General features: G+C 38.3%; 16 protein-coding genes and 1 pseudogene. 2 read left to right on the plus strand and 15 right to left on the minus strand.

Features of this window, described 5'->3' with window-relative positions; translation table 11 throughout:
- The first annotated feature begins 118 nt into the window (after window positions 1-118).
- On the plus strand, window positions 119-1000 hold the full coding sequence (locus L2744_RS12025) for a BrxR family transcriptional regulator (RefSeq protein ID WP_248992130.1): 882 nt from the start codon (window positions 119-121) through the stop codon (window positions 998-1000).
- A 427-nt stretch (window positions 1001-1427) separates the two neighbouring features.
- Here L2744_RS12025 and L2744_RS12030 read toward each other — a convergent pair whose 3' ends face one another.
- From L2744_RS12030 to L2744_RS12040, 3 genes and pseudogenes are all read right to left on the minus strand, one after another.
- Window positions 1428-1733 carry a DUF3892 domain-containing protein gene (locus tag L2744_RS12030; protein ID WP_248992131.1) on the minus strand — a complete coding sequence of 102 codons (306 nt, stop codon included), beginning with the start codon at window positions 1731-1733 and terminating at the stop codon, window positions 1428-1430.
- A gap of 327 nt (window positions 1734-2060) precedes the next feature.
- Window positions 2061-2469 (minus strand): annotated as a pseudogene (locus L2744_RS12035) (GFA family protein).
- Between the two features lie 664 nt (window positions 2470-3133).
- Window positions 3134-4315, minus strand: coding sequence for an OprD family outer membrane porin (locus L2744_RS12040; protein WP_243638418.1), 1182 nt, complete (start codon window positions 4313-4315; stop codon window positions 3134-3136).
- Window positions 4316-4742: 427 nt separating this feature from the next.
- Between L2744_RS12040 and L2744_RS12045 the strand changes: the two genes are divergently transcribed.
- Window positions 4743-5294, plus strand: a complete 552-nt coding sequence (locus tag L2744_RS12045) for a CueP family metal-binding protein (RefSeq protein WP_248992132.1) — start codon at window positions 4743-4745, stop codon at window positions 5292-5294.
- 180 nt (window positions 5295-5474) lie between these two features.
- Here the strand turns inward: L2744_RS12045 and L2744_RS12050 are convergent, their stop codons facing one another.
- From L2744_RS12050 to L2744_RS12105, 12 genes are all read right to left on the minus strand, one after another.
- The gene (locus tag L2744_RS12050; protein WP_182680752.1) at window positions 5475-5918 is read right to left on the minus strand and encodes a YybH family protein; all 444 of its coding nucleotides are present in this window, start codon (window positions 5916-5918) and stop codon (window positions 5475-5477) included.
- Between the two features lie 75 nt (window positions 5919-5993).
- Window positions 5994-6890, minus strand: a complete 897-nt coding sequence (locus L2744_RS12055; RefSeq protein WP_248992133.1) for a CopD family protein — start codon at window positions 6888-6890, stop codon at window positions 5994-5996.
- A gap of 14 nt (window positions 6891-6904) precedes the next feature.
- Complete coding sequence (locus L2744_RS12060) at window positions 6905-7327, minus strand: copper resistance CopC family protein (protein ID WP_182680750.1); 423 nt, start codon at window positions 7325-7327, stop codon at window positions 6905-6907.
- A 115-nt stretch (window positions 7328-7442) separates the two neighbouring features.
- Window positions 7443-8156, minus strand: a complete 714-nt coding sequence (locus tag L2744_RS12065) for a copper resistance protein B (RefSeq protein WP_182680749.1) — start codon at window positions 8154-8156, stop codon at window positions 7443-7445.
- A gap of 11 nt (window positions 8157-8167) precedes the next feature.
- The gene (locus L2744_RS12070; protein ID WP_248992134.1) at window positions 8168-10201 is read right to left on the minus strand and encodes a copper resistance system multicopper oxidase; all 2034 of its coding nucleotides are present in this window, start codon (window positions 10199-10201) and stop codon (window positions 8168-8170) included.
- The gene (locus L2744_RS12075) at window positions 10198-10713 is read right to left on the minus strand and encodes a DUF411 domain-containing protein (RefSeq protein WP_248992135.1); all 516 of its coding nucleotides are present in this window, start codon (window positions 10711-10713) and stop codon (window positions 10198-10200) included. The genes L2744_RS12070 and L2744_RS12075 overlap by 4 nt, the downstream gene beginning before the upstream one ends.
- 137 nt (window positions 10714-10850) lie before the next feature.
- Window positions 10851-11225 carry a hypothetical protein gene (locus L2744_RS12080; protein ID WP_220492622.1) on the minus strand — a complete coding sequence of 125 codons (375 nt, stop codon included), beginning with the start codon at window positions 11223-11225 and terminating at the stop codon, window positions 10851-10853.
- 161 nt (window positions 11226-11386) lie between these two features.
- Window positions 11387-14518: an efflux RND transporter permease subunit gene (locus L2744_RS12085; RefSeq protein ID WP_124018405.1), complete on the minus strand. Its 3132-nt coding sequence runs from the start codon at window positions 14516-14518 to the stop codon at window positions 11387-11389.
- A 2-nt stretch (window positions 14519-14520) separates the two neighbouring features.
- Window positions 14521-16059, minus strand: a complete 1539-nt coding sequence (locus L2744_RS12090; protein ID WP_182698292.1) for an efflux RND transporter periplasmic adaptor subunit — start codon at window positions 16057-16059, stop codon at window positions 14521-14523.
- A complete protein-coding gene (locus L2744_RS12095; protein ID WP_248992136.1) occupies window positions 16056-17489 on the minus strand; it encodes a TolC family protein in 1434 nt (477 codons plus the stop codon). Before L2744_RS12095 ends, L2744_RS12090 begins: the two co-directional genes overlap by 4 nt.
- A gap of 119 nt (window positions 17490-17608) precedes the next feature.
- Window positions 17609-17998, minus strand: coding sequence for a hypothetical protein (locus tag L2744_RS12100; protein ID WP_248992137.1), 390 nt, complete (start codon window positions 17996-17998; stop codon window positions 17609-17611).
- A 351-nt stretch (window positions 17999-18349) separates the two neighbouring features.
- A complete protein-coding gene (locus L2744_RS12105) occupies window positions 18350-18709 on the minus strand; it encodes a cation transporter (protein WP_248992138.1) in 360 nt (119 codons plus the stop codon).
- Window positions 18710-18996 lie beyond the last annotated feature (287 nt).

Consider the following 18996-nt stretch of genomic DNA (forward strand, 5'->3'; position numbering starts at 1 on the left):
AAAAGATCGCAAGCATAAAGATGTGGAAAAAGTAACCACCAGATCATTTTGATGTTGTTATTATTTAGGATAAGTGCTAATTTTATCGTCAATATCTATAAATAGCAGGCATAAGCACATGCAATTACTCCCTGTAAATCGTCAAGAGCGATTAGCTTTTATTGAACTCAATTTATTATTTGTAGGCACAATTACAAGGAAGACATTGAAGGAAAGGTTCCAAATTAGTGACGCTGCCGCAACTAGAGATCTAATAGACTATCAAAAGTACAGCCCTGATAATTGCACTTACGATAACAAACTCAAAGCATACCTATACAATCAAAGAAGCTTTACTCAACAATTTGAAATTGACGTTAATGTTGCATTGTTAGAATTAACGGGACAAAGGCAAAGTCTGACTCAGAAAACACATGAACAATGTTTGAGTAGTGAAACTCTAGAAATGATTACAAAACCGAAGGTTGAAATCGTTTCTGCAATAACGAGATCTATGGCTAGCGCTATTCCTATAGAAATTGAGTATTACTCTGTTCGATCAGGGAAGCGCCGAGCAGTCATTATTCCTCACTCTGTCGTTAATAATGGGGAAAGATGGCATTTTAGAGCTTATGACAGAGAAAAAGACCTATTTTCTGATTTTGTTATCACTCGAATTGAAAAGGTTAAAGGAATCAAAAGTAAGGTTAATAGCTATGAAAAAAAAACTAATGATACTGAATGGAATAGCGAAGTTAGGCTAGTTTTGGTACCTCATCCATTATTGCAGAATCCACGCTCTATTGAATTAGATTATGCGATGCAAAATGGTGAACATAGAGTGACTGTAAAAGCGGCCTTAATGGGATATTTTCTCAGGCATTGGAATGTTGACTGCTCGCCCGCCGATAATTTACTAGTTGGCAAACAATATCATTTATGGTTAAAAAATAATGAAGTTATTTTACATAACCAGCAAAGATTTTTTGTACCTGGTTTCGAAAATCATAAGATAAAATAATAGTTGCTGCTAGTGCACAAAATCCTAAATAACACCCTATACCAATACAAAATACCACCACAGCATGAATGCAGCTTGATATTATAATTTTACATGAAACCTAAATTGAAAAATAATTTGTTTAATCTATTTCGAATTTTCAAGCCAAGATACCTTTTTCTTAATAAATCGTCAAAGATATTGTTTTTATTGGTCTTTTACGTACTAACTGAATCTTCCAAACAGGAAGATATTTTAATACAAATCCAGCTTGGCTTAGCTCGAAAACACCAGATAGAGCGAGCTGAGTAATGAATATCTGAAGAAACTGGATTATATTCACTAAGAGATGGATAGGTCGCAGTTCATTATCCTAACCAGAATCTTTAATTAGGTGTTCTAAATGAACTGCCTTGTGCGGAGCCAAATGCAGTGTGGGGACTGGAGGCTAAAATTCAGGAAGGTTCTCAAGATTATCATCTTCTTTCTTGTTGTCTACGGTTTTCAAGTAACCTGTCCCGTTAACATTTATAACATAGACTTTTTGCCCTTTGTCATAATTACCTTTACCGTTCTTATATATAGTTAGGAAAGTTGTACCTGTATTTATCGCATCTACAATTGCTTGCCTACTATACGTTGTTCCCTCTACCACTTTATCATCTTTATCCTCATGAGCTTTTAACTGCTCAATATGAGAATGTTCTGAATTATAACGCACTGCTGAAATAAGATAATCTGCCCATTTTGACATAATATGTAACTCCTTGTTTGATGCCTAACGTTTAAGAATTTATACGCTGCGCTGTTTGCAAGGCATAAATTGCTTGTTGGACTTAGTCGATGCTTAGTACAAGTTGATTGGCATACTTCATTCCATAGAAACTTTCTTTTTTTGATGCTGACTCTGGGTTACAGAGCAGATTTTTGTCAATTGATGTTGAGTAGTGGGTAAGTTTTTCATTGAAATTCCTTTTCATTATATTTTCCTATCATACATCTTTAAGCTTGGCTGATTCAAGATGGATTATGCGCTCAATTGAAGCCTCTGTTGGCTCCGTGAAGCGTCTTAGTTAATGAGCTAGTTTCGATTTGGCTCAAAGGTTTCATATTTTTGGCAACATGATATCAAAATCTTCCCAATTAGCTTTTGACGTAACAAAATTATGCGAAATTGGTCTTTCAGCTATATCAGAGTCCAATATACCTAAACGAATCCTAAGTCGATTAGGATCTTGATCATTAGAGCTGAATACTGGTGAACCACATTTTGTGCAAAAATGTCTATTTCGACCAGGTTTAAACGCAAAAGTAGTTAAGCTATTCTCACCTGTTACTATTTCAAAATCAGCTCTATTGATAAAACCGTTAGTGGCATATGCTGTACCGCTATTCTTCCGACACAAAGAACAGTGGCAATGAATAATATCGCTTATCGGTCCATTTATTTTAACCATCACTTCGGCACACAGACATTTACCAACGTACATAGTTTGATACTTCTCCAGCTCATTAAAGTTTTAGTATTTATGCGATGTGCTGTTTGTAAAGTATAAATGGCACATCGCGCATGTACAGGTTCCTATCTATCATTTAAGCTTCTCTAAATCAAAGCTATTGATTCATAAGAACTCTACCAGAGTGGAGCTAAATAAACGAGCGCGGAAAATTGAAAAATGGGCATTGATATAGATGTCTAATCAAAAGTAATACTAAGTTGCCATTTATCAATGAGCAAAAGTAGGCCCACTGGCGTGTGACTTAACGGTACTGTTTACTTCCAGTAACTCACAAAGGGGCAAAAACAAGTTTGAGTTACAAACGTAATTTAACCTCTACAGTAGTCTTATAAAGTAGCAGCCGATATTTCTTAGCCACTACTGCTAGTGATGTAAAATAGTTATAAAATATCCGTCGGTTTGTGATTTAATTTACTTAGTTCTAAAATACACTCCAGTGGAGGTCGTTTGTAAAAGTGGACATTGAGACAATTATCAACCGACAAGTTTTTGATCACTTTTAATCATCTAGAGGTAATTTATCATGTAAAATTGTAAATCCAAGCAGATTAATACGGCCTGAATTTACAATTAAAATAACATTGACAGGGAATCAACCTTTATCAAAAATAAAATTTTTAATAAGTTATAACCGCTAAAAGCTATAAGAGAATTTTGTCCTTAAATCAGTAGCATCTTTTTGATTATTTTCATAATCCAATATTGAAAAATCAACTGATATACCGCAATTAGCTAGTTTACCATCAAATTGATATGCAAGATTAACCGTCCATTCATTTAAATCTTTTCCAACTATGGGATTGTCAAAAGATGTATAAAATAATTTACCTTTAATATTAGAGATAGTAGAACCTAACCCCAGTTGATACGAATTTGTGCCCGCTTCAAATGCAGCAACACCCGCAGTTTTAGTAGTTGCAGTAAACTGATAATAAGCTCCTTGACCTATGCCTCTAAAAACTCTATTTTCTCCTTCATTCCCTCCAGCTAATGTATAACCAGCGAAAAAATCTACTCCCCCTTGGCTGAAACCTACTTTAAAGCCCAAAAGATCATTATCAACTAGTTCATTTTTATCCCACTTAGTTTTGTAGTACTGCACCGCAATATAACTGTTAAAGTTAGTTGGCAATGTATATTCTACATCCGCATAAAGTGCTTGGACTTCATTTATTACATTTGCGTACTGTGAGTTAATTTTAACTTTTTTAGCTATCCGTTTATTAACTTGTGCGAAAAAGACGCCATCATTACCTATTTTATAAAAGTCGCCAGGGGAACCAGAACCATTATAATCAAAATCAACAAATTCATTATCAACATAAAATGATTTATCTGTTCGAGTCTGATATTTAGTCACATAACCAATCGAAATATCAGTATCCTCAAAATGACTTGAAGATACCTGATACATTTCAAAAGACTCTTTTATCAATCTTGAACCTGAGTTAGCGATCAAGGGTGATGAAAAGTGTTGTCTACCTCCAGAAAACACCGTACCACCAAACTGATATTTCAAAAAAGCTTCTGATAATACAAGTCCTTGTGCGTTTATACTGCCCGCAGTTCTATCATCATCATCATTGATGTTACTAACGTATGATCCCTGTACTTCTCCTCCCAATTTAAACCCATTAAACTCTGATGTATTAAAAGTAACATTACCACCATTCACCCAAATCGAGCTATTCTCTGCATTTGAATCGTCAAAATCTTGTTCGAAATAGTACGATTTCGCTGTACCTCCAACATTACCATTGTGTATCCATTCAGAAAAACTTTCAATATCACCATTAGAGAATGCATTATTACTCATTGCTAATATCACCAAAAAATATTTATTATATTTAAACATATAAACCTTATTAACGTTAAGTTACAAACAAGAAATTATATTGAGCAAAATAAAAACCGAAGATAAACAAATAAATTACAAACCCAATCAATAATACAAATAAAAACATTTTTAACAGTGATCCATTTCACAACAAAAAATATTAAACTCACAAAAATAACAAATTAAAATAAGACATAGGTTTAAAACCAAAGTTAAAAACTTAGGTGGAGGAAATATTAAAAAAGCACTTAAAGGAAAGATTTAAAATAACAAAAAATATTAAATTAATATCAAAAATGTTAATTCGATCAATATAAAATAAACTACAAACATTACAATAAAAATAGATAAACACATTTAAACAAAATATATTATCTCACAAAAACAACATAGGAAGATTCATATCATGATTAAAAAAAATATTTTACTAGGACTTATAATTGCTTTTTCAAGTCAATCATATGCCGCCACAATAAATTCAGAAACGTTTAAAGATTTAGATTATAAGAGTGCTGTAACAACAGCACATACACTATATAAAAATAATGAAGGGATAATGATAAAAGTTTTACCCAATAGAATAGTTGCAACTTTCTCAGATGGTAAAAGTAGTTTTGTAGCAATACCAAAAGATCAATTCTTTCTTTCAATAGCTCCGTACATTAATAGCTCTCATCCATGTACTAATCATGTTTTAACAGGTTGTACCGGTGAGATAAAAAATCAAGTAATGAAAGTTGTCATGATTGATACTGATACAGGTGAAACATTAATAGACAAAAAAGTGACGACACAACCTGATGGATTTATAGACTTTTGGGTTCCAAAAGATAAAAACTTAGCATTCAATATTTATCATAAAGCAAAAGACGGAAGCGAAAGAGTGGCAAGAGAGGTACTGTCTACTTTCAATAATGATAGAACTTGCATTACTACTATGCAACTTATTGAAAGTTAATATTTGAATGCAAAATCAAAAAAGACTGGAGTTATTCCGGTCTTTTTTTATATAAAAAATGGAAATCCTTTTCCATAAAATATCATGCACTAACATGATCCGAGTCTTTGTGGTTTTCTTGGGAGCACCTACAAAGAAGCTCAAGATAATCCCTTATCTGGTTGATGAAACTTTTATTAGTTACGACCAGTGCACGTGGGTTATTTTCCAATGACCATCCGCTTGTTTAATTAACACAAGCGTTTCCATGGTCATTGAGTCAATACTTTTACCTTTATATTCACCTTGGGCGTGACTTATTGACGTTGAAATAGCAATGTCATCTGTAATCGTTACTTGGTGTTCTTTTGGCGTTATGGTTAACCCTTTTAAGTAGGCCATATCTGCAAGCATGTGATGATTGGCATAATCCGTAAGTGAACGTTCTACTTTTCCACCTTCATAAATTTGCACATTGACAGCTAATGACTGCCTGACAATAGCCTCATTGCCCGTTTGTAATGCAACATGAAATTGTTTGACAACATTACCCGCGGCGGAATCAACACCGATAAACGTTTTTTGTTCTATAGGGTGAGTTTCATCACCATGGGCGAAGCTCAATGTGCTTTGTCCTGCTGACATCAGTAATATCCCGGTCGTTATGAGTATTGTTAAAGGGCTATTCTTCATTTTTATCTCTCTGTTAATTTATAGTGATTATCCAAGGCTCATAGGACCTAGCACGCTCGAAAGTACCGCTGTTGTCGCTAATATCAGTACTGCTATTAATGCTTCTAATCCAATCGATTTTTGTAGTTTTTGTTTTGCGAGTAATGGGTTCGCAATCGTTAATTTCGGTACTAAAACCAATTTATGCCATGCTGCTATAAGCAAAATGATAGCCACCAAACAGAGCTTGATGGTGACCGCAATACCATAATCGGAGCTGAATAATTCAGTGGGACTATCAAACAACATCCACACCATTCCCATGCCTGAGAGCAACACAAGAATGACAATCACTATGCCTAAACGACCAAATGTATCCATGACATTTTTTATGACGATGTTGTCATCGGTGCTGCATAATTTCCATAATGGATAAAAAGCGCCTATCCAGCTGCCAATGATCAACACGTGTATCAATATTAAGCCTTGAGCAAGCAATCCCAGCTCAGTGCTATGGCCAATAAAAGTAAACGTGACAGCAATTAACAGACAGCTGAGAATCGCTAATACCGCAGAAAACGTTTTGATATAACGGTTCTTATGTAACAGTAAACCACTAACCACTAGCATTATCCCAAAACCGATTAAGCGCCAAAGCACCGTTTGCCCTACCTGGGTTGGCCAAAGAAAAGCATGCATCTGCGCATCAAATATTCCCGTCAAGCCACTTTCAGCAAAAGCCCCTACTTGAGCAAAATAGTTGATACTGACGGCAATCAACCCCAAAACGGCACCTACGAAGGTATATTTTGCAACGTTAATACCAAGGTTCGGTTGACCCTTAATGAGATATTGCATCAATGTGCCGCCAATAACGGCGGCAACACTCAGATAGATAACCCATTTAGATATCAACACCGATATTTCAAATACGGTTAATATCATGTTTACTCATCCACTTATTGATGTGCAGTGTGCTCGCTAGTCTCATGCTCCATTGTCATAGGCGGTGCACTGCGAGTGTTCATGCCAGAGTCGTGAAGCATAAAGCTCATGTTGCCTTTCATCTTATGACCGTCGTCACCCATGATCATCCAGTTAACTGTGTAATTAGCTGCGTTTAATGCTGGTAGAGCGAATGAAAATGCTGCTTGGCTGGTCGCACTTGAAGGTAATGTTAGCGGTACGCTTTGCTGCTTCTCATCTTGCATTGTTAATTTGACCAAACGTACCGGAGCCGTAAAGGTCAGTTCAAGCGTTGTTGGGGCTTGACTTAGCATCGCACCGTTAGCGGGCATAGAACTACCCAGTCCGACATGAGCAAATGCTGAAGCACTCAGGAATAGACTTGTTACGACTAAAACGTTGTTAAATAATTTCATGATATTTCCTTTTATATTGTTTTTAACGATCGAAAAACGGTTTACATAAATGATTAAATATTGGCTTAGCTAACATCTTGGCGCCAAGCTTATAACTCAGTGTACGAACGAGGTCTTAGAACCAAGCTCTAAAACCAATAACAAACTGGGTTTCTTGTGTTTCTTCCCCTTCATTTCGGGCGTAATCGGCGGTATTACCGAGCTTCTGACGCCAATCCACACCGATATAGGGTGCGAACTCTCGAACAATCTCGTATCTCAATCGCAGCCCTGCACTGACGTCAGATAAGCCTGAGCCTATTCCAAGTTCAGCATCGTCCTTACCAAATAAATTAACTTCTACTTCAGGTGTGAGTATCAATTTTTGAGTGATTAACAGTTCATATTCCGCACTCACACGCATAGCCGTACGGCCTTGATCACCGATGAATAAGGCCGCATCAATATCAAAAAAATATGGCGCTAACCCTTGAACCCCAATCACAGCCCAATTACGGTTCGGCGTCGGTTTGATATCGGTTTTAATACCGAATTGTACATCCCAGTATGGTGCGATGGGCTTACTGTAAAGAGCCTGAATTTCAAGGTCTTGCTTATCACTATTTGAATATTCACCTTCGGTTTTAAGCCACAACTTATTCAAATCGTAACCTAACCAGGCTTGTGCACTAAACTGGGTGGGATCTTGCGGATCCACGCCTTTTTCAAATTGATCCAGCATGACTTTTGTTAATAGAGGATCATCATTACCGCCGGCAAACACAGCTGAGCTAGCCAATGAGGCGCTCAGACTCAACAGTCCCAATGCCACTAAATTCGTTTTATTCATCTGTATTCCCCTTATTTCACCACGACTTTTCTGAACATGCCTGGCATGTGGAATAACAAGTGGCAATGATATGCCCATTGCCCTTTTGCATCGGCGGTGACTAAGTAACTGATCTTAGAACCCGGCTGAACTAATACCGTGTGCTTACGGGGAATAAAATCAGGGTCGCCTGTCTCTAACTCACTCCACATACCATGCAAATGCATAGGGTGAGTCATCATCGTGTCGTTCACTAAGGTGATCCGCAGTCTTTCTCCGTATTCAAACTCTAATGGCGCGGCGTCCATAAATTTCACCCCATTCACAGACCACATATATCGGTTCATATTGCCGGTTAAATGCAGTTGAATTTCGCGGCTAGGTTGGCGCGTGTCGTAGGTAGGATGTAAGCCTTTAATATCGCCATAAGTTAATACTTTGCGATTAAATTGTTGTTGATGGTCACGCAATCCAATCCCGGGATCGTGTAAACCACTTTTTGGGGCATCGGCACGCATATCCACTTGTGGGCCGAACTCGGTGTCAATGTGTTTAATTTCATTGTTACTGCCAAAGCCTGCAAGCCCTAATCCTGAGACTGTCGCTTTAGCAGTCCCCATGGCCATTTTGCTGTGATCCATGCCTGACATATCACCGTCGCCCATAGCCATCTTGCTGTGATCCATGCCAGGCATATCACCGCCGCCCATAGCCATTTTGCTATGATCCATGCCAGGCATATCACCGCCGCCCATAGCCATCTTGCTGTGGTCCATGCTTGGCATATCACCGCCACCCATGTTCATTTTGCTATGTTCCATGCCTGACATATCACCTGCGCCCATGTCCATTTTGCTATGATCCATACCGCTCATATCCATACCACTCATGTCCATACCACTCATGTCCATGCCCATATCACTGTGGCTAAGGACTGGCCTTGGATCCATTGGTGGAATAAGAGCATGTAAACTGGCATCTGAAGTAAGGTTACCTACCGTAAAGCCGGTGCGGTCAATACTTTGAGCGAAAATACAGTAAGCATTATCAACCTCTGGCTCAATAACCACATCATAGGTTTCAGCAACACCGATTCGAAATTCATCCACAGAAACCGGTTGAATGTTCTGACCATCACTGGCGACAACACTCATCTTTAGGCCCGGTATACGCACATCAAATATGGTCATAGCAGAACTATTTATAAAGCGTAAGCGCACCTTCTCACCTTGTTCAAACAACCCTTGCCAGCCCTGTTGCGGAGGATTGCCATTCATTAAATAGGTGTAAGTTGAACCAGTAACATCAGATATGTCGCTGTCACTCATGCGCGCGTTATTCCACATCGAACGAGCGTTCCACGTATTGGCTAAGCCATTTTTATTCACGTCAGAGAAAAAATCCATTACCGTACGCTCACGGTAATTATAGTAATCGGCTTGTTTCTTTAATTTGGCATAAATGTTTTCAGGGGCTTCGTCAGACCAATCAGACAGCATGATCACATAGTCACGGTCATATATGACCGGATCGGGGGTCGCAGGATCAATCACAATAGCACCGAATAAACCGGTTTGTTCTTGATAGCCTGAATGACTGTGATACCAATATGTGCCACTTTGCTGGACGGTAAATTGATACTCAAATGTTTCACCGGGTTTAATGCCATCAAAGCTAAAGCCAGGCACACCGTCCATTTCGGTGGGTAAAATAATACCGTGCCAGTGAATAGAGCTATCATGGTCGAGGTTATTTTTTACTCTTAAGGTGACTGTTTCACCTTCTTTCCAGCGCAATAACGGCGCGGGCAGCAATTGGTTGACCACAGTGGCTCGAGCAGATTTCCCGGTAAAATTAACCATTTTATAGTCAATTGATAAGTCGAACACTTTGCCAGAAAGCTGGCTCAACGATTGGCTTAATGCATTGGCAAAAGCATTTTTAGGGAAAGGGGTCGACATCAATGCCAACATGGCTGATGCACCAAACACAAACCTGCGTCGGCTGTTGTTGAGTTCACTGTTTGTCGTTTGAGTCATGGGCTTTATCATGTATTGCGATTTCATTGCACAGACTCCTCAAGCGAGTTCACTTGGGCGTATACCTGGCTACTGCCATCATTTTTCAACAGTAAGACTTGGTATGACATAAATTTATCTTGGTACTCCATACCAGGGCTGCCCACAGGCATAGCGGGTACGGTTAGGCCGATAGCATCTTTAGGGGGGGTGGCTAAAAAACGACTAATGAATTTTGCAGGGATATGCCCTTCAAACACATAACCTTGAGATGACACTGCGGTATGACAAGATTGCATGGAAGCAGGAATACCCTTTGACAGTTTAAACTCATAAAGGTTGTTAATATTGTAGGCATCAACACTGAATCCACGTTCACTAATATGCGCTAGCCATTTCTCACAACAGCCACAATTAGCATCTTTATAAACAGTGAGTAATGGCGCCGTAGTGCCGGGCTCCGCTGCATGGGCAGGTAACATCCCTCCCATAATTTGCAGAATAAAAATAGTACCTATTACACGAAAAAAACGAATAGCATTGCGATATAGAGCAGACATAATATTGCCTCCAAATCAAATTTCGTCACATTAAACAACGCGGTTTAATGTCAGTTTATTAACCGAAAAAGTTAAAAAATTGAAACTACATGATTGGCTAGGACAGTTAGCAAAAAAAAGGCGTAACTGTGCCTATGTTAGGCAAATATTGGAGGACGGTATAAAGATGAAAAATACTGAGGCATTAGTGCTGAGGTAAACATTGTTGCAGAATTAACTAAGCTGACTTCTGATTTAAGCGTTGGCATGGCCATCGTTAAAGCGACTGATAAACATGAGCCGACAGGACAATGGCACGCCTGGGCGCAGCAACTATCATCCGCACCATCGTTCATATCCATGTTCATATTCATTTGCATACTAGCGTCATGACATGCTTTGCCATTTTCAGCAGGCATATTTGAAGTCGTCATTGAACTCATTGGCATAGTACCAGGCATAATCACAGACGCAAAAGTTTGACCGACAAACGTCAGTAAAACAAACATCATGATTAAATGGACTCTACGCAAAATATATCTCCAATGATTATAGAATAATAGTAGTGAAAAATACTGCATTTAGCAATGAAAATTCATTTGAAAAACATAATTAAATGAAAATAAAAATCAATCTAATATAAAAATAACGATGCAGATACTTTTATCTGCATCATTTTTTAATCAACTCAACACTATCGTTCCTCATGTCTCAATTGAGCACGACGCCATAAAAAGAACACAACAGGAACAATTAATAGTGTCAGTATGATTGCACTGACCATTCCGCCGACCATTGGCGCAGCAATTCGACTCATCACCTCGGAACCTGTTCCAGTACCATAAAGTATAGGTAATAATCCAGCAATGATTGCTGCTGCGGTCATCATTACAGGACGTACACGCATACCTGCACCTTGAATAACGGATTGAATCAACTTTAGTTCATCAAATTTTTCTAGCTGCTGTGAACTATGATCAATCGCTTCTCTATAGGCTTGGTTTAAATAGACAAGCATAATGACGCCAATTTCGACAGCGACACCCGCCAATGCTATAAAACCTACCCCTACAGCAACTGAAAAATTAAAACCTTGTATATACATTAACCAAATACTGCCCACCATTGCAAAAGGCAATGTTCCCACAATAATTCCTACTTCAACAGCATTGCGGAAATTCATGAACAATAAAATAACGATAATAAACAAAGTCAATGGTACTACGTAAGTAAGCTTCGCTTTTGCTCTTTCCATATACTCATATTGACCTGCCCAGGTAATAGAGTAACCGGCAGGTAATACCAATTTATCACTAACAACTTTTTGGGCTATTTCAACATAACTACCGATATCGACATCTTCAATATCGATATAAGCCCAACCATTAAGACGAGCATTTTCACTTTTAATACCTGGTGGTCCATTTTCGATAACAATATCCGCTACATCCCCTAAAGAAATCCTCAAACCTTGCGGAGTGACGATAGGCAATAAAGCTAATGCTTCAGGAGAATTTCGATAATCCTGAGGATAGCGTAAATTAATTGGATATCGTTCTAAGCCTTCAACTGTTTGTGAAATATTCATACCACCGATCGCTGTAGCCACAACTTGTTGAACATCCGCTATATTTAAACCATACCGAGCAGCATTCTCCCTCTGGATATCAACTTTAATATAACGTCCACCTGCAACCCTCTCAGCGTATACTGAAGCAGTCCCTTTAACATCTTTAAGGATTTCCTCTAATTGTTTACCAATTTTCTCAATTTCCTTGAGGCTAGGACCTGCAATTTTAATCCCTACAGGCGTTTTAATCCCTGTCGCCAACATGTCAATTCGGGTTTTAATTGGCATTACCCATGCGTTCGTCACACCGGGTAACTTTACTAATGAGTCTAATTCTTGTTTTAAACTCTCAGTCGTCAGTCCTTCTCTCCACTCACTTTTGGGCTTAAGCTGAATAAACGTTTCCACCATTGTTAGAGGTGCAGGATCCGTTGCAGAGTCTGCTCGGCCAACCTTGCCAAATACGGTTTTAACCTCGGGTACTGTGTAAATTAACTTATCCATTTGTTGCACTAATTGGCGAGCTTTACCAATAGAAATACCAGGGTAAGTGGTCGGCATATACATTAGATCGCCTTCATCTAATGGAGGCATAAACTCACTACCAATTTTATTTAACGGCCACACACCAATTGCCAACACAAATAACGCAAATAGGAGGGTTATTTTCGGGAAAGCCAATACTTTTTTCAACACTGGCATATATACAGCAGTTAACAATCGATTAACGGGGTTTTTGTGTTCAGGAAGCACTTTTCCCCGAATAAAGTATCCCATTAGCACTGGCACTAAGGTAATAGCTAACGCTGCCGATGCAGCCATTGCGTAAGTTTTAGTAAACGCAAGCGGTGAAAACATCCTTCCCTCCTGTGCTTCGAGGGTAAATACCGGTAAAAAACTAACAGTAATAATCAGTAGACTAAAAAATAATGCAGGGCCAACTTCGCTGGCAGACCGCGCTACAACCTGCCAACGGTTTTCTGCCGTCAATGGCGTTCGTTCCATATGTTTATGCATATTTTCAATCATTACAATGGCGCCATCGACCATAGCACCAATTGCAATAGCAATACCACCTAAAGACATGATATTGGCATTTAACCCCTGCAAGTGCATAATAATAAATGCTGTTAAAATACCAACTGGTAAGCTAACAATCGCAACAAGTGATGATCTTACATGCGCCAAAAATACCATACAGACTAAAGCTACGACTAAAAACTCCTCTAGTAGTTTAAACCCTAAGTTTGATACGGCTCTCTCAATTAAACCGCTGCGATCGTAAACGGTCACAACTTCCACCCCCTCTGGAAGGCCTTTTTTCAGTGTCTCTAATTTAGCTTTCACACCATCAATAGTCTTTTGGGCATTTTCACCAAATCGCATCACAATAATGCCACCGACAGTCTCACCTTCACCATTTAGATCAACGACGCCTCGTCGCATTTGCGGTCCGGTCCCTATATCCGCAACATCTTTTAGCAGTAATGGTGTGCCATTATTGTTCACGCCTAAAGGAATATTGCCGATGTCCTCTTTATTCTCAAGATATCCTGTGGCACGAACCATATATTCAGCTTCAGCGATTTCGACTACAGAGGCACCAATTTCTTGATTACCACGGTTAATCGCCATTTGAATAGCGGCTAAAGGTATACCAAATGCACGCAACTTATCTGGGTCAACCTTAATCTGATACTGTTTGACCATCCCACCTAGAGCACTCACTTCAGAAACACCAGGGACTGTTTGTAATTCATACTTTAAAAACCAGTCCTGTAAGCTTCGTAACTCACTAATATCGTGTTTACCGGTTCTATCAACTAGTGCATATAAATATACCCAGCCCACACCAGTTGCGTCAGGTCCTAATTGAGGCTTTGCATTATCAGGTAACGTTGAAACAACTTGGCTAAGATATTCCAACACACGACTACGAGCCCAATATAAATCGGTTTCTTCATCAAAGATGACATAGACATATGAATCACCAAAAAAAGAGAATCCCCTTACCGTTACTGCACCAGGTACAGACAGCATAGCCGTAGTTAAAGGGTAAGTGACTTGATCTTCAACTACTTGTGGGGCTTGACCTGGATAACTTGTTTTAATAATTACCTGAACATCAGATAAATCAGGCAAAGCATCAATAGGGGTATTTTTAAGTGAAAATAAACCCGCGCCGACGAGAATTGCACTGGCGAGCAAAACAAAAAATCTGTTTGCTACAGACCATCGTATTATTGATTCAATCATGGTTATTCTCCCATCTCCATTCCTGAATGATCTGTTTGATGTGTTGTATTAGATACATCATCAGTATCTTTGGGATAGTGTATATTTACCACTTTGACCAAGCCGTCTGATGTTTTTTCTAATTCAATATGAAGCACAGCACCAACGGTAAATACAGAGAAATCCACACTGTCATCAACAGTAAAGTCCATGGTCATTTGTGGCCATTCCCATTCATTGACAGCTTGATGGTCCACATTAATCATTCGATGTGCAGCCATTAAACCATTTACTTTTGCCTCTACCCAAGCGGTTTCAGATGTGATGGCTTGAATATTTTCTTGCTCATCTTCTGGTGCTGTCATACGTTTAAGATCAGAAGTTTTATTTGATTCAGAATCCAATAAAAATTGTGCAGACGAGACTACAATATCTCCCTCGTACAGTCCTGACTCTATTTGAATGCTGTCATCATCTAATCGCCCTAACGTTACCGCTACAGATTTATATTTACCTTCACCGAGGGCAAGTACAACTCGATCAGAGTTTCCTGTTCTAATAACAGCCTCCCTTGGTAACAGTAATACGTCCTCTTCACTTCGTGTTTTTATCGACACTTGAGCAAACATATTTGGCTTTAATGCCGCATTGGTATTATCGAAACGCAATCTCACTTTTAGCGTTCTTGTTTTACTGTCTAATGTCGGGTAGACATAATCGACTTTTCCTTGCCAAAATTGGCCTGGCAGGTAATCTAATTTCATTTCAACAGCTTGCCCAACTTTAACCATGTTTGCTTGACGTTCAAAAACTTCAGCTTCAACCCATACTTGTGATAATGAGCCAACTGAAAACATTGTCATACCCGGTTTAACAAACGATCCCTCCCTTATATTCAAATTATCAATAACACCACTTTGGTCAGCATAAAATGTAATATTTTGTTTGACTGTTCTATTTTTTCGTAGCGCTTTAATCTCCTCGCTTGGTATTAATAATGCTTTTAACCGAGCTTCAGATGCTGTAATCAAACGTTGATCTTTTCGATTTAATGCTAATAACATTTCTTCTTGTGCATTAACTAAAGCAGGAGAATAAATCGAATATATAGGTTGCCCTTTAATAACCGGATCACCAGAGGCTTTTACATAAAGTTCTTCAATCCATCCTTCTACTCTAGGATTAATATGAATAAGTTGATCTTGATCGTATTGAACGTATCCTACTGTTTTAATGCTAGTTTCCAGTGCTCCAAGCGTTGCTACGGATGTGCGCATACCAAGTTTATTAATCACAGCAGGTGATATTTTAATGGCACCAGGTCCAAAATCTGTCGAATCGGTGCCATCTTCGTATACAGGTATAAGATCCATACCCATTGGTGATTTCCCAGGTTTATCACTACGATAATTAGGATTCATAGGTGCGACCCAATATGAAGGCTTAGCTTTTGCACTGTCCTCTGAAGTTATCTGATTCTGCGGTGTATATAGGGTTGATGCACTAATACCAGTAAGAATACCGATAACTAATATGCTGATCATTTTCAAATTGCTGTTCATTTTACTTCTCCATCAACATAAGATTTATGTGAGATGCTAACTGGGCCCACTTTAGGGGTAAAAAAATAGTTCAATTGAACTTTAACTTTCTGTAAATCAACGTTAATGGCCAAAGCATCTAATTGAGTATTTAATTGAGCAATGAGGGAACGTACGACTTCAGCGAAATCACCCTTATCATTTGTGTAAGCCGTTAGCGACGCATCAGCTTGATCTTGCATTTGAGGTAATAAAAAATCGTTATAGAGTGTTTGACGTTGTTCCAATTTAAGAAGTTGCGCTTTCGCAGTACCGTATGACGCCATCATGTTTCGAAGCAGTAACCACTTTTCCGTTTTAATTGATTCCGATTGATAAATAGCGGCTTGAACTTGCTTGTCTTGTTTTGACGAAGTAAATATTGGTAAATCAAAACTCACACCAATTGATAGCAAATCATCGCGAGAATTACCCATAGGATCATTGCCTCGATAACTGTATCCAGCATTTACACCCCATTCTGGCTTATACAATTGCTTTTTCAACTCGACACCTTTTCGGCTTGACTCAATTCTTTGCTCCAATGCTGAAATGAGTGGATGAACAGAGAACGCTTCATACAGAGACTGTTGGTAATGTTGGCTTTTTTCCTCATCGAAATAAAGATTAGGATTCGTTAGTTTAATTTGAGGAAGTATATTAGGGACGGTGAACGTCGAAAATAACAGCTCATAATCTTGTTCATGACCTATTCGATATTCATCAACAAATGCCTTACCAACCCATTCAGATAATTTCTGTTTAAACATATCTTCTTGCTGGGCCAAAACGGTCAGCTTATCTTCAAGACGGGTCACCTCTAACTGAGCACGAATAATATCCTGCTGATTAGATTTAACTAAAGCAGATGAATACCCTGCTTTAACAACATCTGATAGTTGTTCAAATAAGTTCCGATTGCGCTCAATCAGTGCAATGCTCTCTTGCGCTTTATATACATCAAACCAAATTTGAGCTGTGGTGACACTTAACTTTGCTCGTCTATCTTGTCTTAAAAAAGGATATTGCTCAGCCATTAACTCAAGTTGTTGTTTGCGTAAACTTAAGCTATCACCACGGGGAAACATTTGAGTGACATCAACTTTCATTTGAGTCATTGCTTCTTGTCCAAAATCAAAAGTGTTTATGGACAAATTAGCTAAACCAACACTGATTTTTGGATCTGGTAAGGTTCCTGCCGCGATACTCTCTGATTGAATAGCATCTTGTTGAAATTGATTGCTGACTAACCAGGGATCGTTTGATTGAGAGAGATAAACGGCTTCTTCCAGTGTTAATGTCTGTACTGGTTCAGCAGCATACACAGCAACACTGAGACTAGTAGAGAACATCACTACCATTAAAATATATTGAGTGTAAATTTCACCCAATCTCTTGTAAATTAAAGACATATAGCCTCCAAATTAATCACCAATGCTCGTATTGAATCCGAACAACGGTAATATCTTGTTAATTTATTTTAAAAAAGATAAATGAACAGGAAGACGATCAAAAATTGATCAGGTCTTTCCTATTTAACAAAAAATATTGGAGGACGATATAAAGAAGAGTTATATTGCAGAGTCGTATTTTGAGTCAAACCAGGTATAAAACTACTCAAACTTGAGATGGTTATTGATTGGACAATTATCATTTCAAGGGCAATTGAAAAACAAGTACCTATCGGACAATCACATTGATTATCACAACAATCAGTAATGTCCGCGGTAGATGTTTTAACGGCATCAGCATCTGATGTTAATTGGTGATGGCAAGCGTTAGCCGCAGCGGTATTCACTGGATTTGATTTACTTAACATTGAATTCATATCAGAGGGGCATGGCAAAATCACAGACGCGAAAGCTTGACTGACAAATGTCATCAAGATAAGCATCACTGTGATAATTCGCATACGACTCAAGATAAAACTCCAATATAATTAGTTCTATTAATGTTAACTCAACTTGACTAAATCATCATAGTTAACTATAGTGTTTTTTTACTTTTAACTACTGATACTTGACATAGATCACACTTCGAAAGCTCTTACTAAAAGATAGTCTGTATCGATAAAAATTAACATCTAATTGTCTTAACTTATCTTGGATCCTGGTGGCAGGGCCGGATTATACATTGTTAAATTGGTTAACAAACCTATCCAGTCGAACGAATTTCATTCGATTATGGATGATTTATATCAATCAATAATCTCGCATTAAGTCGACTTAAGAACAAAATAGCTAAATGTTAACAGAATTTACAAAGCATAATCTCACCCTGATCCTGGTGGGGGTTTGTGGCAACTATGTGGTTGATGATTTGCATTATCTTTGATGTTTTGATCCACAAATTGGTAGTAACTTTCCTTCACATGAGTCCACCAATCGTTATGAATATTAGCACCATGCTTTCTGATAACCGCTTCAATACCTTCTAAATTGATATGGCTGGCATCATAGGTTAGATAAATAGATCCCGATTTGTCATTATAAATCACTTCTTCTATGCCAAACAGTTTGTCTATCTCAGTCTTTAATGCTTCTAAATTTTGATTATCTACTCCAGTTAATCTTAGGTTTCTGACAACTAAAGTGGCTTCTTTAACGCCCGGTCTATGTTCAAAATCACTCATAATGTCTCTCTTAATCATTAACTCATCATTTTTCTGATGATTTAGGTAAAAAGTAATTAACAAAAAATGGCCAATTTTCTAACCTAGACCGTAAACAGCTTAGGTTAGAACCAAGATATTGATTGCAAAGTTCAAAAAGGCTCATTTTAATACTGCTATTATCTTCATCATTGATACCCCCTGTGTCAGGATTGTTGTCACCCCTAAATAATCATTATGTTTAAAGACAGGGTGCGGCAAAAGAGAACGATATGGCTCGGTATTCACCAGAACGTAAAGAGGCGATC

The sequence above is a fragment of the Shewanella profunda genome (genome assembly GCF_023283765.1).
Taxonomy (GTDB): Bacteria; Pseudomonadota; Gammaproteobacteria; order Enterobacterales; family Shewanellaceae; genus Shewanella; species Shewanella profunda.

Coding starts and splice junctions, on each gene's coding strand:
- L2744_RS12070 (WP_248992134.1), bottom strand. CDS start 10,201: ATGAAATCGCAATACATGATAAAGCCCATGACTCAAACGACAAACAGT.
- L2744_RS12105 (WP_248992138.1), bottom strand. CDS start 18,709: ATGAGTGATTTTGAACATAGACCGGGCGTTAAAGAAGCCACTTTAGTT.
- L2744_RS12095 (WP_248992136.1), bottom strand. CDS start 17,489: ATGTCTTTAATTTACAAGAGATTGGGTGAAATTTACACTCAATATATT.
- L2744_RS12090 (WP_182698292.1), bottom strand. CDS start 16,059: ATGAACAGCAATTTGAAAATGATCAGCATATTAGTTATCGGTATTCTT.
- L2744_RS12085 (WP_124018405.1), bottom strand. CDS start 14,518: ATGATTGAATCAATAATACGATGGTCTGTAGCAAACAGATTTTTTGTT.
- L2744_RS12050 (WP_182680752.1), bottom strand. CDS start 5,918: ATGTCAGCAGGACAAAGCACATTGAGCTTCGCCCATGGTGATGAAACT.
- L2744_RS12065 (WP_182680749.1), bottom strand. CDS start 8,156: ATGAATAAAACGAATTTAGTGGCATTGGGACTGTTGAGTCTGAGCGCC.
- L2744_RS12060 (WP_182680750.1), bottom strand. CDS start 7,327: ATGAAATTATTTAACAACGTTTTAGTCGTAACAAGTCTATTCCTGAGT.
- L2744_RS12045 (WP_248992132.1), top strand. CDS start 4,743: ATGATTAAAAAAAATATTTTACTAGGACTTATAATTGCTTTTTCAAGT.
- L2744_RS12040 (WP_243638418.1), bottom strand. CDS start 4,315: ATGAGTAATAATGCATTCTCTAATGGTGATATTGAAAGTTTTTCTGAA.
- L2744_RS12025 (WP_248992130.1), top strand. CDS start 119: ATGCAATTACTCCCTGTAAATCGTCAAGAGCGATTAGCTTTTATTGAA.
- L2744_RS12030 (WP_248992131.1), bottom strand. CDS start 1,733: ATGTCAAAATGGGCAGATTATCTTATTTCAGCAGTGCGTTATAATTCA.
- L2744_RS12055 (WP_248992133.1), bottom strand. CDS start 6,890: ATGATATTAACCGTATTTGAAATATCGGTGTTGATATCTAAATGGGTT.
- L2744_RS12075 (WP_248992135.1), bottom strand. CDS start 10,713: ATGTCTGCTCTATATCGCAATGCTATTCGTTTTTTTCGTGTAATAGGT.